Origin of the sequence: Gardnerella sp. DNF00109 (genome assembly GCF_049262845.1) — a bacterium.
Classification (GTDB): domain Bacteria; phylum Actinomycetota; class Actinomycetes; order Actinomycetales; family Bifidobacteriaceae; genus Bifidobacterium; species Bifidobacterium vaginale.
In genome coordinates, this window is the sequence record NZ_CP058406.1 from 929,216 (window position 1) to 943,629 (window position 14,414).

Genomic DNA, 14,414 nt, shown 5'->3' on the forward strand with positions numbered 1-14,414 from the left:
CTTAAGCTTTACTCGTGACTTTAATCGCAAATTTATTTACTTGCGATTTTACTTGCGCTTCTTCTTATCTCGTACTTTTACAGAGATTTGAATAGGAGTTCCCTCAAATCCAAACTCTTCTCGAAGAGAACGCTCAATAAAGCGACGGTAACCGTGCTCTAAGAAGCCTGTTGCGAATATCACGAAACGCGGTGGGCGCGTAGAAGCCTGAGTAGCAAACAAGATTCTCGCTTGCTTTCCGCCTCGCAAAGGATGCGGATGAGCAGACTGAATACGACCTAAGAAAGCGTTGAGCTTGCCTGTAGGAATGCGCTTATCCCAGCTGTCTAAAGCTGTTCGCATAGCGCGCGCAAGACGATTCGTATGCCATCCTGTTTTTGCGGAGAGATTAACGCGCTCAGCCCAAGTTACGCGCTCAAACTCAGTTTTCCACAAGCGTTCCATGCGCTGTCTAGAAAATTCGTCCATCAAGTCCCACTTGTTAAACACAAGTACGATTGCTCGACCCGCGTCTACAGCCTGGCTCATAACTTTCAAATCCTGCTCTGCAATCGGCTGGGAAGAATCGAAAAGAATCAAAGCAAGTTCAGAACGCTCAATCGCAGCTTGCGTACGAAGTGAAGAATAGTATTCAGCACCAGTAAGCTTATGCTGCCTGCGCTTAATACCAGCAGTGTCAATAAACAGCCAGTCTTCTCCATCAACTCGCACAACCTCATCAACAGGATCTCGAGTAGTTCCAGCCAAATCGTTTACAACAGAACGTTCTTCATGAGCTAAATGGTTCAAAAGCGAAGACTTACCAACGTTTGGACGCCCAACTAAAGCAACTCTGCGAAGTCCTTCTGGAGTCAAGAATCCTGAAGTTTTATTCGCTTTCTTCAAAGAGTTAAGAGCCGCGTCAAGCAAATCTCCAACGCCTCTGCCATGCATTGCAGAAATTCCGTAAGGCTCACCCATTCCGAGCTTCCAAAACTCTGCAGTTAAATACTCGCTTCTAGCGTCGTCAACCTTGTTAACTGCCAGAGTAATAGGCTTACCTGCAGCGCGAAGCATTGAAACAATGCGCTCGTCTGTAGCTGTTAAACCAACTTGACCATCTACTAGGAAAATCACAGCATCGCTTAAACGCACTGCCACTTGCGCTTGCTGAGCAATAGAAGAATCAATGCCTTCAACATCTGCTTCCCAGCCGCCAGTGTCAACCAGCTTGAAGTTGGTTCCAGCCCACTCAGCGTCGTAACTTACGCGATCTCTAGTAACACCTGGAGTATCTTCTACAACAGCGACACGATGGCCCAAAATACGATTTACAAGCGTTGATTTTCCAACGTTTGGTCGACCTATAACGGCGATTACTCCAACAGCTTTTGTATCTTTCGATTCATCATCGCTTGCAAAATCACCACTAAGAAGCGCACGATCTTCATCATCAAGATCGTAGCCTTCAAGATTTGCAGCATAACGGTCGTACTCATCTTGCTCAATTGCATCGTCAACAATCTCTACAAGCGCGTCAAGAGTCTGCTCAAAAGTTAAATCAGAATTATCTAGAGTTGTAACACCGTCTGCAGCTTTAAGAAAATTCGTAACTTTAGCATCTTTAGCATCACGAGCGCGAATATCGTCTTCTTCAGATTCATTATTCTTAGATTCATTATTTTGCAAATTTTCTTGCGCAATATCCTGCTTATTTCTGCGAGCTTGACGCACTTCCTCACGAGCAGTAAGAAGCACTCGAACTTGAGCATTTGGAGCCACAACAGTAGTAATATCGCGGCCTTCTGCAACTATTCCCTCTCCGCCTGAGAAAGAATCTTCACTAGACTCTGAAGCAATATACGCGCGCTGAGCAGCAATAAGCATGCGTCGAACTGCAGGAATCGAAGAAACCGTAGACACGTGCGAAGAAACTTCGCTGGAACGCAATTCTTCGCTAATATCTTCACTATCAATTACGACTACAGGATTTTTTGGATCAACACTAAATTCAGCATGATCTTCCGTAAACAATGCTCCAACAGCTTCAACAATTTGATTCAAGCGTTTTGCATCTGCAGAATTCGTTGAATTTCCTTCTTCATCCAACTCAAGCTGCTTGCTTAAATCAATACCTTGCTTCAAGCACCACCAAGCAGCAGCTCGATACATTGCCCCCGTATCTAAATACGCAAAACCATAGTATTGCGCTAAAGCACGAGAAGTAGAAGATTTACCTACTCCTGCTGGTCCATCAATTGCTACGCAAATCACAGGCCAACCTCCTTAGAAAGCGAGCGCACTTCTGTTTGAGAAAGCACTCGATACGATCCAGCTTTTAAGTCCCCTAACTTAATAGGCCCAATTTGAGTACGCACAAGACGCTTTACAGGATATCCTACGGCTCCAAAAATCCTGCGCACAATGCGATTTTTGCCAGAGTGTAAAACAACTTTTACGATTGTTGCATCGTGATTCTGGTCGATTATTGCGCAGCGATCGAGCTTAATCCAGCCGTCTTCCAGATTTACGCCTTGCGAAACCAAGCGGCGGCAAACCATTCCGTTGATCTTTCCTTCAACAGTTGCAATATACGTTTTCTCAACTTCGTACTTTGGGTGCATAACATGCTGGCTTAACTCACCATCGTTGGTCATTAAAATAAGACCTTCAGAATCGTAGTCCAAGCGTCCCATGTGGAAAATTCGCTCGTACTTATCTCCAACAATGTCTCTTAAAGTGAAGCGACCTTTTGGATCATCCATTGCGCTCAAAACTCTTTTAGGCTTATTAAGCGCGAGTGTTACAAGCTTGTGATTAAATTTCACTCTCGATCCGTCTACGCGTATTTTTTGTTTACTTGGATCTACTCGAGTTCCGAGTGTTGTTACAAGCTCATCATCTACTTCAACACGCCCATCTAAGATTATTTCTTCACACTTTCGGCGTGAACCAAATCCCGCTTCAGCAAGTAGCTTTTGCAGTCGAACAGCGTTTTTGGATTCTTGTTGCGCCTGATTGGCGCGGGAATATGCGTTTGGCATCGTTCTCCCAACGTGACCTTATTCGTATTCTTTTAATAAATTAGTAGCAAATTTTCATATTCTGCAATAAATACAGGAAATTACCACGTTTTTCTATGTTAGCGTATGGCATAGCCGTGATACTATAGCAAACGTTTGGTTGTGCTGTAAATAATAAAAACCAGCATAGCGGTGTACACAATTAACGTAAGGAATTGTTATGAACTACACTTCAAATGCAGAATGCTCTGTTTCTAAACAATCATCTGCACCTAGAACTCCGCTCATTTTTAGAATAGGAGCAGAATTCATTGCAAGCGCTTTTGCAATGTTCACTATCTACATGTTCTCATCTATTGTTACTGCAATGTATGGCGTAAATGTTCTTATGATTGCAGTAGGAACTGGTATTGCTTATGCTGCTGCTATTGGTATTGCATCTAAGTTTTCTGGCGGACATGTGAATCCTGCTATAACTATCGCATCTATGCTTACTGGCAGAACTCCTTATATTTCTGGAATTTTATACATTATTGCTCAGGTTCTTGGAGCTATCGCTGCAGCTGGAGTAACTGTTTTTGTTCTGCCACAAACAAAGATGGTTCCAGCTCACACTTGGTTCGCTCCTGTTGTTAATGGTTTTGAAAATGCTTCCATTTCTGCAAACCAACTTAAGAGTGTTAATGCATCTTTTGGCGTTATTACTGCTCTTGTTGTTGAAATTATTGCAGTTCTTGTTATTGTTGCAACAGCAATGACGTACATGAATGACAACGGCAGCACAAAATGCGGATACTCTACTCACATGGGCATTGCTTATGCCGCCGGAGCTTTCATAACGTATCAAATTACTGGAGCTGGTTTAAACCCTGCCCGTTCTACTGGCATTGCCATTCTTGCTCAATCGCAAAAGTTATCCGTCTCCCCATTAAGTCAACTTTGGGTATTTTGGATTGCACCTGTTTTTGCCGCTGCACTCGTAGGATTTGTCATGCTTATTTGCAAGCTTGCAACATCTTCTTCAAATAATCAGAATCCTGTTGCTGCTGATTACTCAAATCAAACTTCTCCTGTTCTACAGAATACTGTTCCTGTAGTTCCAGAACCTCCTGTTAACACAGAGTCTTCAGTAACTCCTTCTACGACTTTGGATTCTACTGGAAACGATAATGTTCCATTTAATCCTTTTAACAGAGATGATAAATAGAATTTCGTGAATTAAATCTATCGGATTCTACATTAAGAAAAAAATTGAAAAATACGTTATCAATAGTCCAATTCCTAGCGAAATGCTTATGAAAGAATCGAAGGCTACAGATCTAACCTTCCATGGACTTTTTTGAGTAAATATTAAGCGTATGATTCCAAGAACAATGGCTGTTGCGGCAATTATTACCGTGGCAGCCATTGTTTTACCCATAAACGCCAATACTGCGCTTACGCATACTATTGCTGCCACAATCCATTGCGCATACGGTTTTCCTTCTTTGACTTCCGAAACGTATATATGGTTTGATTTTTTTGCTAATTCAGATTCATTTACATTTAAAATGTTCTTTTGAATTTTTGCTACATCGTCTTGTTTTTCATACCGATCATTAATTGTCATACTTGTATAATACATAAAAGACCTTAGAAAGTATACGAAAATACAATCCAAGGTCCTTTTTATAGAATACTTGTATTAATTAAAAAATTAATAAATATTTTATTATTCAGTTAAATACTATTTAGTGGAAGAAGTGCCTTGTACCAGTAGTGTACATTGTTACTCCAGCCGCACGCGCAGCTTCAAACACTTCCACATCTCTAATTGACCCTCCTGGCTGCACAATTGCTCGCACACCTGCGTCAATAAGGATTTGCGGACCATCAGCAAATGGGAAGAATGCATCCGAAGCCGCAACAGCTCCACGAGCACGCTCAACACCATCAGCAAGAGTATTAGCACGCTCAACAGCCAAGTGGCAAGAATCCACGCGATTAACCTGCCCCATGCCAATGCCAACAGTAGCATTATCGTGCGCAAGTAGAATTGCGTTAGACTTTACGCAACGAAGCGAGCGCCATGCAAACTCTAAGTCTCTCAAAGTATCAGTATCTGCAGCTTCTCCAGATACAAGAGTCCAATTTTGAGGATTATCGCCAAAATCGTCAATCTTATCTGCGCTTTGTACCAATGCGCCACCATCAATAGGATGCACCTGCAAGCCCAAAACTGGAGGATTTGCAACCTTTAAGATTCGCAAATTCTTCTTCTTAGTGCGCAATAACTCCAAAGCCTCAGGCTCATAACCTGGAGCAATAATTACCTCTGTGAAAATTGGTCGAACACTTTCAGCCATTTCTAGTGTAACAGTTGAATTGCAAGCAATCACACCGCCGTAAGCACTTACAGGATCGCAAGCGTGAGCTTTCTTATGAGCAATAGCTGCAGTTGCACCTATTGCTAAGCCGCAAGGATTATTATGCTTGCATACTGCAACAGCGATTTGTGGGGCAAAATCCCATACTGCACGCCAAGCCGCATCCGCATCAACATAATTGTTGTAGCTCATCGGCTTTCCACCAAGAAGTTCAGCTTGAGCTAAACCTCCCTTATGCAATGGGTCAAGATAAAGCCCCGCCTGCTGATGTGGATTTTCACCATATCTAAGCTCGCGATTTAACTTCCACGTACGCGTATAATCAGTTGGAAGAATCAAATCCTCACTTGTTTTATCAACTGAATTTGCGTCTTCCTCCGACTTGGTCTTCATACTTTCTGGAATTGACCAAACTTCACTTGTCCACTGGCATATTGCAGCATCGTAAGAAGCCGTATGTTCAAATGCTTTATGCGCCAAGTATTCGCGTTCTTCTAGGCTAAAACCTTCTCCAGATAACACTCTTTGGGCAAGAATATTATAATCTGCAGGGTCTGTAATAACAGCCACAGATTTATGATTTTTCGCGGCAGCGCGAACCATAGATGGTCCACCAATATCGATTTTCTCAATAATCTGAGCTTCGCTTCCACCGCTCATAACAGTGTTTACAAACGGATACAAATTCACTACAACAGCATCAAATGGCTCAATATTTAACTCTTTAAGCTGCTTTACATGATCAGGATTGCTCATATCTGCTAAAATCCCAGCGTGAATATGTGGATCGAGCGTCTTAACCCTACCATCTAAGCTTTCTGGGAAACCTGTTATATCAGATACTTCCGTAACCTTTACACCTAATTCTTGGAGTTTTGCAGCTGTTGAACCTGTTGAAACAACCTGAGTTCCGCACTTTTTAAAAGCGTCTGCCAGAGTTTCTAGCCCTTCTTTGCAAAATACTGATACAAGTACTCGCTTGATTGACCTTTTACCTGTGGTTATCAGCACATCTGCACTTGATTCTTGCGCGTGTATCTGTTGCACGGTGGTCTTCCTCCTTGATGTTGGACGAGGATTATTTTTTATTGACTTTCGAACTAACTGTTCTAGGTTTTCTAGTATCAGTTTTGTTCTCAAGCAAAGGTTGTTTTTTAGTGGATTTAACGCTTCGCGGCTGACTTATATTATCTGTTTCATTTTGACTAATTGAACAAGATGAACGCGTTTTTTCTTTTTTTGAAGACATATAATCAGCAGACTTTTCAGACATATTGTTTTCTTTAGGAGTTATTACTGACGTTTCACATGACTGTTCAACTGGTTTTGATTGCGATTTTATGTTCTGATTTTCTTTTGACTTTTCACTAATATTTTCAGATAACTTTTTGGAAAATATATTAAAATTCGACGGCTTAATGGAATCATATTTCTCAAAAATTTTAGAACTTAACGCACGAATAGAAATTATTATTGCGCACACAAATATAACGAGAATCCAGGCCAACCCAAAACCAAATACTGTTAAATGACCTAAAGCACGAACACTTCTACTTACATTTACACCAACATTGGATAAACGATATTTACCTAAATCACCGTTTGCGAACAAGAATAGTATACTCATAACGAGTATTACTAATATGCAAGTTGATACCAAAACTACAGCTGATTCCACAAAAGCAATAACGGTAGACTTCCAATCAAGTTTATCTTTATCGAAATGCAAACGAATATTACAAGACTTAGAATATAAGATCACAAATAACGCAAATACGCCACATAAGGCAAAAACAATACCATTGACAAGAAGCCTATAAAGTGAATCACCTATAGAGTCTGGGAATATGGCAAAGAATGGAACAGGAGGCAAAGACTTACGATTAACTGCATAAATTGTGAAATTAGCAACTGATCCTATAGCAAATCCTGAACCTGAAATCCATGATAATGCCCATAATGCAACGTTTGGAAGCCATACCAGACATGCAATTGTGGTTAAAATTCTTGAACCTAATTGCATTCCTAACTTTGAAAAAACTATCTCAACATTACTTGCTCCAACAATGGACCAAAAGATAATCGTTGATAATGCAATAATTGCATAAATTGACAACACGATTACGGTTGAATAAAGGCAAATTTTTATGCGTTTTAATATATGTTCAGGAACATTTTTTGTTATATTATTTTTGATTAATACAAACAATGAGCTGTATGGGAAAACAGCTATTAACTGTGCAAAAGCATATACACAAGAGCTTTTTAACAATATGACTGGTAACGAATCCAATAACTCAATATTAGTATTTTGAGATATAACTCCATTGATGAAAACCCAAACAAATAAACCAATACAATTTACTAGCGATCCACCTTTTAGTTTTCTCATCAGAATCGCAAGCATTGTAATTATAAGCGAAGTCAAACCAAGTGGAATAACTGTAAGAATAAAATCATCAAAGCCTAGACCAACTCCTTGCGCAAAAAGAAGAGCAGCCCACGTCATCGACATTGATGAATCGGAAAGATTACCAGTTCCTTCTTCTATAGAAATAACAAGAAGGGTTAGTGACATGAATAATCCAACAACTATTGCAAAAATCAAAGTCGCAATAGCGGGTATAGATATCCCCTTCAAAATGCTAATAAGAGAAGACTTCAGTTTTTTCATAACATCATCCTCCCTTATTAGCCGCTTGAAGTTAAATCTAAGTTGTTCGATTTTTTATGATTACAACTAAAAACAATATATGAATAAATGTAGCTGCCCAAGTACAACACAAGCTACTACTCATACACCACTTTTATGCAGGCATCGTCATTAAACTAGAGCATTTATAAGATTGCAACTCATTCATTCCGCTAATTCCTGTTAACTCCATTACAAAGCAGAATCCAGCAACAGTGCCCTGCGACCTTTCAACAAGTCGCGCAGCAGCTTTTGCAGTTCCTCCTGTAGCAATTAAATCGTCAACAATAAGAACACGCTGACCAGGCTTTATAAGATCTTTCTCAATCTCTATCTTAGCTTCCCCATATTCGAGAGAATATGACTCGCTTATGACTTCGGGAGGCAATTTACCTGCTTTTCTTACGGCAACAAAACCTTTATTGAGTCGAGCAGCCAAAGCTGGACCAAACAAAAATCCACGAGCCTCAAGTCCAGCAACTAAATCAAATGAATCTTGAGAAACTGGCAACGAATCTACTAATGAATCAATAAGAATTCGCATACCACGATTATCAGCAAAAACAGGAAGAAAATCGCGGAAAACAATCTTTGGATTTGGAAACCCTGGAATTGTTCTAATAAGAGATGCTAAATATTTAACATCCTCATCACTAACATTCTTCAAAGATTTTACTGTAATATCAGTTGTTGTCATAATCTTATTGTTCTTATCTCAGTTTTCTTTGACTTCACCAGTTTCGCTGGATTCTTGAATCTGCTCAGTTTCGCTCGATTCTTGAGATTCATCTTTATCAGATGCATCAACATCTTCCGAGTTATCAGCTTCATCGTCTTTGTCATAGCTGTTGAAATCTACACGAACATAAACTCTATTCACAGCTCTGAAAGACACTCGAAGTAAACTACCTTCTGAATCTAGAACAATCTCTTCGTGATCAGAATCAACTACGACGACCTTACCGATAATTCCACCAATTGTTATAACTTCAACGCCTGGTTTCAAAGAATCATGGAAGGACTTCAACTCATTTTGACGCTTTTTCATATTACGAGATTGGAACCACATGATACCAACCATGGCAATCACGAGTACAATAAGCATGCCATACTGGCTAACAAATTGGGGCACAATAAACTCCTTATGTATCCAACCCTGAGACGGACAAAACACCGCCCAAAACACTTATTTTATGTTATCTATCTGACATTATCAGGCGCTTTAAGACCTAAGTGTTGCCAAGCTTTTTCAGTGGCAACACGACCTTTAGGAGTCCTAATAAGAAACCCTTCACGCACTAAATACGGCTCACAAACGGTTTCTACAGTTTCTGCCTCTTCTCCAACCATTGCAGCCAAATTATTAAGCCCAACTGGACCACCATTAAATTGATTCACAATAGCTTTCAAAACCGCAATATCTAGACGGTCAAGACCTTGAGTATCAATCTGATACAACGATAAGGCTTCTATTACAGACTCGCGATTTACATCTTTAAGATTATGCACAACTGCCCAATCACGTACGCGTCTTAACAGTCGATTTGCGATTCTAGGAGTTCCTCTGGAACGAATAGCAAGTTCTTTAGCTGCTTGATCAACAAGATGAACGCCAAGAAGAACAGATGAACGTTCAATCAGTTTTTCCAACTCATCGTGAGGATAAAAATCCAAGTGAGCCGTAAAACCAAAACGTGCTCTAAGCGGAGAAGGAAGCATACCTTCGCGCGTAGTAGCACCAACCACAGTAAAATGCGGCAATGTAAGAGGTATAGAAGACGCTCCTGGTCCTTTGCCAACCATAACATCAACTCGGAAATCTTCCATAGCTATATAAAGCAACTCTTCTGCAGCTCGAGGCAAACGATGAATCTCATCAATAAACAGTACTTCACCAGTATCAAGAGAACTCAAAATTGATGCTAAATCACCAGCATGTTGAATAGCAGGACCAGACGTAACTCTAATAGATACGCCTAACTCATTAGCAACAATCATTGCTAATGTTGTTTTTCCAAGCCCAGGAGGACCTGCAAGCAACATGTGATCTGGAGGAACATCACGCAATCTTGCAGCATCCAAAAAAAGTTGTAACTGCGCCTTTAAAAGAGGCTGTCCAATAAATCCATCTAGAGCATGAGGTCTTAATTCTTCATCGCTAATCTGTTCATTTCCTATAGGAGATGATGAAACAATTCTTAATGAATCTTCGGATACGCCAGTATTTAAAACTTGTACGTCGATTCCTTCATCCAAACTCATGAATCATCACCTGCCTCTATCTAACGCTGCCAATGCCATACGCAAAACATTAGGCATATCTGAATCACTGATTGGCAGAGCAATTTTTTCACTATTACACACGTTTTCAACCGCTCTTTGAGCATCTGACTGCTTCCACCCTAAAGACATAAGTCCATCGACAACCTTGCTGATGCCAGATTCATCAAATTCCTTTTTATAAGATTTTGAATCTTTAGAAGTATCATCTTCATTTAATTGAGATACGTCAATAGAACCTTTAAGTTCAAGAACAATTTTTTGAGCACCCTTTTTACCTAATCCTGGAGCAGAAGACAATGCGGTGATATCGCCATCTGCAATAGCCTGCAATAAACGATTCACATTTAAAGTGGAAAGTAAAGAAAGAGCAACTTTAGGACCAACACCACTAACTTTCTGCTGAATTTGAAGAAAAATACGCTTGGCAGGCATACTCGTAAAACCATACAAAGTAACAGCATCTTGACTTACTTGTAAAGACGTATAAACCTTAACATCTTGACCTTCATGCAGCGCAGCCAAATCAGACGATGGCATATAAACTTCATAGCCAACACCACTAACACAGATAAGCGCACATCGAGAATCAACTGATTCAATAACGCCGTTAAGCATACCAATCATCAGCGCTCACCTTTCTAGATAAATAGAACATCTGTTCTATAAAACATACTACATGTCACGTCCGACAGAAGAATGTCTGCTAGCAGAACGCAAAGAAGCAGCCCACTTTCGTTGAGCCTCAGTTAAATGCTGCTCTCGCTCTCCTCCTTGCAAAGCCCCTGCTGGGCGAAGCGCGTGACAAATCGCTTGAGCCAAGGCATCAGCTGCATCTGCAGGAGTCGGTAAAACATTAAGATTTAAAAGACGCGCAACCATGCGCTCTACCTGAGTTTTATCCGCCTTTCCATTTCCAGCAACAGCGAGTTTAACCTCTGTAGGAGTATGCAAAGCTACAGGAATACCTCTCTGAGCAGCAGCCAACATTGCAACACCTGCAACTTGAGCAGTACCAAGAACAGTGTTTCGATTTTCTTGAGCAAAAACACGCTCAATCGAAATAGTATCTGGCGAAAACCTTTCGATTTTCTCCACCAGTCCATTGTAAATTTCGAGCAATCTTAAATCTTGAGAAGTCTTAGGATCACTTCTTAATACATCGACGTGAATAAAAGAAAGCCGACGAGAAACGCCGGCTTCAATCACGCCGACCCCACAGCGAGTAAGCCCGGGATCAACGCCCAAAATCATCATAGGAAACTATTCTGCTTCCTCAAGCTGAGCCATAACCTCATCTGAAGCAGTCCAGTTGCTGTAAATATTCTGAACATCGTCCAAATCGTCGAGATTGTCAATCAAACGAGACACTTTCTGAGCATCTTCAAAGCTCAATTCAACCTCATTGTTTGGATGCATAACGATTTCTGCGGAATCATAGTCGAAACCAGCATCTTGCAAAGCCTTACGAACAGTTACCAAATCGCTAGAATCAGTGTATACGGAATACACATCACCGTCGTCAGCAACATCTTCAGCGCCAGCTTCTGCAGCAATATCAAAAAGCTTGCTATAGTCAACGCCTTCGCTAGGAACCTCAATCAAGCCCTTACGCTCAAAGTTGAAGCTAACAGAACCGCTTGTAGCCAAAGAACCATTGCCCTTTGTAAGAGTGGAGCGAACGTCTGCTGCAGCGCGGTTGCGATTATCAGTAAGGCACTCAATAATCAATCCAACACCTGCTGGAGCATAGCCTTCGTAAACAATCTCTTCGTAGTTTGCGCCGCCTGCTTCTTCACCAGAACCACGCTTAACAGCGCGCTTAATATTATCTGCTGGCATAGAAGCTTTTTTAGCCTTAACGATTGCATCGTACAAAGTTGGGTTACCATCAGGGTCTCCACCACCAAGACGAGCAGCGATTTCAATATTCTTAATAAGCTTGGCGAAAAGCTTGCCGCGCTTAGCGTCAATAGCGGCTTTCTTATGCTTTGTGGTCGCCCACTTGGAATGACCTGACATGATACTCCTAAAAAGTGTACGGTTACGTAAACGTGATGATTTTAATGCTCTTTAGCGACAAATCGTCATGCGCTAGTATTTTTAAGCAAATTTTTAACTTCAAAAATCCTCTGTATAACGGTTATGATACCACCAATACAAAGGATAAACATGGCTAAACTAAGCCATAAAAGCCAGTCAGTTAATCCACTTAATCCCATTGAAATCAATATAATAGCCACTCTGTCTGCTCTAGTAATCAAACCTTTTTTAGCTTCCACCCCAACGGACTCACCTCTTGCTCTAGCATATGACGTTACAAAAGCAGCCATAATTGCTATTAGCGAACAAAGCAATCCGCAATATTTTATAAAACCATTAACATATTCTGGCAAATATAAACATATGTTGATATTTTTAGCACGATATAAGCAAATACAAACACACAAAAATAGAGACCAATCAGCGATTCTATCTAAAGTAGAATCCAAAAACGCACCAAATTTCGTTCCACCATTTTGATTAGTTAAAGCAGCGACTGAACCATCCAAAGCATCTGCAAGGACAAAAATCGTAAGCAAAATTGTACCGAATAAAAGCCAGCCAGTCATAGAAACAAAAATTGAGGTTACTACAACAGCCAAAGTACCGAAAACAGTAATGCCATTTGCTGTACAGCCAAATTTTACAAGCAGCTTAGCAATAGGCGCAATAACACGCTTGAATCCACCTCTTAAAGATTCCAACATATCTAATAAAACGCCTTCCTAGATTAAACAAGCTACTCATACACACACTATCAACAAACTATGTTAATAAAAAACGCCGCTTAAAATTAAGCGGCGCAATTTCTAGCTCCCTCACCTGGATTCGAACCAAGACAAAGGGTTCCAAAGACCCGTGTGCTGCCATTACACCATGAGGGAACGGCGGAAAAAACCGCCAAGTCACTATTATGCCATAACAATTGACATCGTCAAGTTTGGCGTGGCGAAATAGGATTTATGCAAAGAAGAACCCCTTGCCATGATGCTCTGGATAAGTGTCAAACAGCTTTGCAACAGACCCATCTTCAAACACAGCTTTAATAGCACTTGCCAAAAGTGGGGCAATTGAAAGAACAGTTAACCCATCCCAACGCTTTTCTTCTGGAATTGGAACAGTATCCGTTAACACCACTTCCCTAGCTCCGCAATTCTTTAAACGTTCAACTGCAGGACCAGAAAGCACTCCGTGAGTTGCAACAACCGTAACAGACTTTGCACCAGCGTCCTTAAGAACATTACAAGCGCCTGCAATTGTTCCAGCAGTGTCAATTAAATCATCAACCATAACACAATCACGCCCAGCAACATCACCAACAACACGATTTGCTACAGCCTGATTTGGACGAGTAATATCTCTAGTCTTATGAACAAAAGCCAATGGACCTCCGCCTAAACGTTGCGCCCACTGTTCTGCAACTCGGATTCGACCTGCGTCTGGCGAAACAACGGTAACGTTTCCTAAATCTTCGCTGAAACGATCTCGAACGTAATCAACCAGCACTGGCATAGCAATCAAATGGTCTACAGGACCATCGAAGAATCCTTGCGATTGTGCCGCATGCAAGTCAACGCTCATGATTCGATCTGCGCCTGCTGTTTTAAGCAAATCAAACATCAAGCGGCAAGAAATAGGCTCACGACCGCGATGCTTTTTATCTTGTCTAGAATATCCAAGCAACGGGCACACAGCGGTAATAGAACGAGCAGACGCGCGCTTTAATGCGTCGATCATAATTAACTGTTCCATAATGGACTTGTTAACAGGGTCACTATGACTTTGCAACACAAACACGTCTGTTCCTCGCACAGACTGAGTGTAACGAACATACATCTCGCCATTGGCAAAATCATATGCTGTTGTTTCCAATACTTCTATACCAAGCTGATTTGCAACATCTCGAGCAAGCTTCGGATGCGCGCGACCAGTTACGAGAACAAGGTTTTTATCTGGCTTTCCTTCAAGGACGATGCTCACCATATCTCCAAACGCTAGTTCACTAACAGCCCACAAAAAACGGACTGTGAT

Annotated in this window: 14 protein-coding genes and 1 tRNA gene; 1 reads left to right on the forward strand and 14 read right to left on the reverse strand. The window is 41.0% G+C overall.

Annotation, left to right across the window (positions count from 1 at the left end):
* Positions 1-48: 48 nt before the first annotated feature.
* Positions 49-2,253 carry a bifunctional cytidylate kinase/GTPase Der gene (gene der / locus HXT20_RS03650; protein ID WP_004115051.1) on the reverse strand — a complete coding sequence of 735 codons (2,205 nt, stop codon included), beginning with the start codon at positions 2,251-2,253 and terminating at the stop codon, positions 49-51.
* The gene (locus HXT20_RS03655; RefSeq protein ID WP_004113665.1) at positions 2,250-3,023 is read right to left on the reverse strand and encodes a pseudouridine synthase; all 774 of its coding nucleotides are present in this window, start codon (positions 3,021-3,023) and stop codon (positions 2,250-2,252) included. The genes der and HXT20_RS03655 overlap by 4 nt, the downstream gene beginning before the upstream one ends.
* Positions 3,024-3,222: 199 nt before the next feature.
* On the opposite strand from HXT20_RS03655, the gene HXT20_RS03660 reads away from it, so the two are divergent.
* Positions 3,223-4,209 (forward strand): MIP/aquaporin family protein, encoded by a 987-nt coding sequence (locus HXT20_RS03660; protein WP_285069046.1) that lies wholly within the window; start codon positions 3,223-3,225, stop codon positions 4,207-4,209.
* A 27-nt stretch (positions 4,210-4,236) separates the two neighbouring features.
* Here HXT20_RS03660 and HXT20_RS03665 read toward each other — a convergent pair whose 3' ends face one another.
* From HXT20_RS03665 to HXT20_RS03720, 12 genes are all read right to left on the reverse strand, one after another.
* Positions 4,237-4,626 carry a DUF3017 domain-containing protein gene (locus tag HXT20_RS03665; protein ID WP_353582788.1) on the reverse strand — a complete coding sequence of 130 codons (390 nt, stop codon included), beginning with the start codon at positions 4,624-4,626 and terminating at the stop codon, positions 4,237-4,239.
* A gap of 106 nt (positions 4,627-4,732) precedes the next feature.
* Entirely contained in the window at positions 4,733-6,373 is a 1,641-nt protein-coding gene (purH, locus tag HXT20_RS03670; protein WP_422114462.1) for a bifunctional phosphoribosylaminoimidazolecarboxamide formyltransferase/IMP cyclohydrolase, read from the reverse strand.
* 73 nt (positions 6,374-6,446) lie between these two features.
* Positions 6,447-8,042, reverse strand: a complete 1,596-nt coding sequence (locus tag HXT20_RS03675; protein ID WP_004115047.1) for a DUF6350 family protein — start codon at positions 8,040-8,042, stop codon at positions 6,447-6,449.
* Positions 8,043-8,175: 133 nt separating this feature from the next.
* Complete coding sequence (locus HXT20_RS03680; protein ID WP_004113656.1) at positions 8,176-8,757, reverse strand: adenine phosphoribosyltransferase; 582 nt, start codon at positions 8,755-8,757, stop codon at positions 8,176-8,178.
* An 18-nt stretch (positions 8,758-8,775) separates the two neighbouring features.
* Positions 8,776-9,192, reverse strand: a complete 417-nt coding sequence (gene yajC, locus HXT20_RS03685; protein ID WP_004113655.1) for a preprotein translocase subunit YajC — start codon at positions 9,190-9,192, stop codon at positions 8,776-8,778.
* 68 nt (positions 9,193-9,260) lie between these two features.
* Positions 9,261-10,322: a Holliday junction branch migration DNA helicase RuvB gene (gene ruvB / locus HXT20_RS03690; protein WP_174191130.1), complete on the reverse strand. Its 1,062-nt coding sequence runs from the start codon at positions 10,320-10,322 to the stop codon at positions 9,261-9,263.
* 6 nt (positions 10,323-10,328) lie between these two features.
* Positions 10,329-10,967: a Holliday junction branch migration protein RuvA gene (gene ruvA / locus HXT20_RS03695; protein ID WP_004113653.1), complete on the reverse strand. Its 639-nt coding sequence runs from the start codon at positions 10,965-10,967 to the stop codon at positions 10,329-10,331.
* 48 nt (positions 10,968-11,015) lie between these two features.
* Positions 11,016-11,597 carry a crossover junction endodeoxyribonuclease RuvC gene (gene ruvC / locus HXT20_RS03700; protein WP_004113652.1) on the reverse strand — a complete coding sequence of 194 codons (582 nt, stop codon included), beginning with the start codon at positions 11,595-11,597 and terminating at the stop codon, positions 11,016-11,018.
* Positions 11,598-11,603: 6 nt separating this feature from the next.
* On the reverse strand, positions 11,604-12,362 hold the full coding sequence (locus HXT20_RS03705) for a YebC/PmpR family DNA-binding transcriptional regulator (protein ID WP_004113651.1): 759 nt from the start codon (positions 12,360-12,362) through the stop codon (positions 11,604-11,606).
* Between the two features lie 65 nt (positions 12,363-12,427).
* On the reverse strand, positions 12,428-13,090 hold the full coding sequence (locus HXT20_RS03710; RefSeq protein ID WP_004113650.1) for a CDP-alcohol phosphatidyltransferase family protein: 663 nt from the start codon (positions 13,088-13,090) through the stop codon (positions 12,428-12,430).
* A gap of 106 nt (positions 13,091-13,196) precedes the next feature.
* A tRNA-Gln gene (locus HXT20_RS03715) sits at positions 13,197-13,267 on the reverse strand.
* 76 nt (positions 13,268-13,343) lie between these two features.
* Complete coding sequence (locus HXT20_RS03720) at positions 13,344-14,366, reverse strand: ribose-phosphate diphosphokinase (protein WP_032833905.1); 1,023 nt, start codon at positions 14,364-14,366, stop codon at positions 13,344-13,346.
* Between the last annotated feature and the right edge of the window lie 48 nt (positions 14,367-14,414).